Consider the following 2,059-nt stretch of genomic DNA (forward strand, 5'->3'; position numbering starts at 1 on the left):
ACCGAGCTGTGAAGAGGCCGTTTGTTGAAGCGTAGAGGTCATAAACGGCGGCGGAGTAGAGCTTTTACGCTCTTTCGTTTCGATCTCACCGACTTTAAATGCCTCTTTTTTCAGCGTCTCTACAATCCGCTTAGCAACATCTCCTGTTTTAATCGTGAGTTTATCGATTTTCTCATTTTCAAAATTTACGAGAGTTGCTTCGATATCGGTTTTAAATAGCGTATCGATCGTCCAATACTCTTCGGGAATAAAGGCACGGATTTCACGTTCACGATCTATTACAATTTTAAGAGTTGAAGACTGTACACGTCCGGCAGAGAGACCTTTTTGGATTTTACTGGCAAGAAGCGGAGAGAGCTTATACCCCACGATACGATCGAGTAAACGGCGAGCTTGCTGTGCGTTAACACGATCCATATCGATGGTACGAGGGGTTTCAAGTGCGTGAATAATCGCATTTTTTGTAATCTCATGAAACACGATACGAGGTAGTGATTCAGGGTCTTTATCGATAGCGTGAGCAATATGCCACCCGATCGCTTCCCCCTCACGGTCTTCGTCGGTCGCGATGTAGATGGTATCACTTTTCTTCGCCAATTCCTGAATTTGTTTGACCGTAGCGGTACTATCTTCACTAATACGATATTCGGCGACGATTTTCTCATCATCAATTTTAATACCGAAGCGGTTTTTAGGGAGATCTCGAATGTGCCCCTTGGACGCAATTACCTCGTAATCTTTAGAGAGAAAGTTTTTAATGGTCTTGGCTTTGGCCGGAGACTCTACAATGATGAGTTTCAAAAAGTGAATCCTATATATATGGATGAATTTCGAAAGTGTAACAAAAAAATGTCAAAATAAAGCCATATTAAGAAACTAACCTCTCCACGCTCTCTCCCGCCATGTATCTACATGAACGAAGCTAGAATAGATGCCGATTCCTGCTCCACCGCACATTCGGAGGAGTCGAGCCAAATAATCGCTAGGTATCCCATCGATTTTAATATCGGCCGCTTTACCGTACAAATGCATCGAGTTAAAGGCGGCCCCTTCGATTGAGTTATTCGTATGTTCGGTTCGATAGCCTGAGGTTAGTATGATGGGACGGTTAATATGGTTGCTCGATAACCACTGCTGTGCTTTTGCTAAGACTATAAATAAATTGGGGTCCATTTGTACCGCTACACCGGCACGTATATCGGCAAAAATGCGGCATAAATCGCTATACCCCTCTTCTTCTATCTTCCCATTTCGGACAAAAGGGATTTTATAGGCAGTACCGTTTCGAATCACATTCAGAACTTCATCCTTCTCTTTCACGTTTGCATAAAGCGGTGCGGCAATACTTAGCGTAAATGCACTTTGTATAAAGGCTCTCCGCGTGGGATCAAAAAGGGAAGACTCACTCGTTTTACTATCCATGGTATGCACTATTCTTCTTCTATTATTTATCTAATAGTCAAGAATAAGCAATTAATAGTCCATCTTATTCTTATAGCATCAAGGTCTTATTAAAAAAACGAAATTTAAAATTGGCACACTTCTTGCTTTTTATCCTCAAATAATCTCTAAGAAAGTGGCGGCATGAACTATTTTTGGTCATTTCTTTTCCTTACACTCTCGCTAAATGCGGCTTATAACCCGTTTTTCCGTGAACCTGTAAAACCGAAGAAAGCTCCAGCAGCAACGTCAGAAGTACGTCCTATGCCTCTGCCGCCACTACTGGCACCTCCCTCATTACCGGCGGCAAAATCGGTTTTCGATCTTTCCCAGTTAGTCTATAACTGTTTTTTAGAGACCGAAAAAGGGAAATTTATTCTTCTTAAAATAGGAAGCAATACTGTTGTTCTCAAAGAAGGGGACCCTTTTTATGCGAACAACACTAAATATTTCATACGAAACATCACCAGCAACTATATTACGGTTGATGATGCCGGACGAACTCAAACTATCTATTTTACGACAGGAGATCGATAATGCGTTCCCTTATACTTGCTGTCGTCCTTTTAGGATTGAGCGGATGCAGTGTCGCCAGTAAAAAAGAGACGCTTACTCCGGA

At 42.0% G+C, this 2,059-nt stretch carries 3 protein-coding genes; 1 reads left to right on the forward strand and 2 read right to left on the reverse strand.

All coding sequences use genetic code 11. The annotated features are described in order from the left end of the window. Positions 1–801, reverse strand: an 801-nt coding sequence (locus A2517_RS02100) for a DNA topoisomerase (RefSeq protein ID WP_294893714.1), incomplete at its 3' end; no start/stop codon positions are given. 75 nt (positions 802–876) lie between these two features. Next, positions 877–1,422, reverse strand: coding sequence for a DUF882 domain-containing protein (locus A2517_RS02105; protein WP_294893715.1), 546 nt, complete (start codon positions 1,420–1,422; stop codon positions 877–879). Positions 1,423–1,584: 162 nt separating this feature from the next. Here A2517_RS02105 and A2517_RS02110 point away from each other — a divergent pair, with 162 nt between their 5' ends. Beyond that, positions 1,585–1,977 carry a hypothetical protein gene (locus A2517_RS02110; protein WP_294893716.1) on the forward strand — a complete coding sequence of 131 codons (393 nt, stop codon included), beginning with the start codon at positions 1,585–1,587 and terminating at the stop codon, positions 1,975–1,977. The last annotated feature ends 82 nt before the right edge of the window (positions 1,978–2,059 follow it).

The sequence above is a fragment of the Sulfuricurvum sp. RIFOXYD12_FULL_44_77 genome, assembly GCF_001830725.1.
In the GTDB taxonomy this organism is placed as follows: Bacteria; Campylobacterota; Campylobacteria; order Campylobacterales; family Sulfurimonadaceae; genus Sulfuricurvum; species Sulfuricurvum kujiense_A.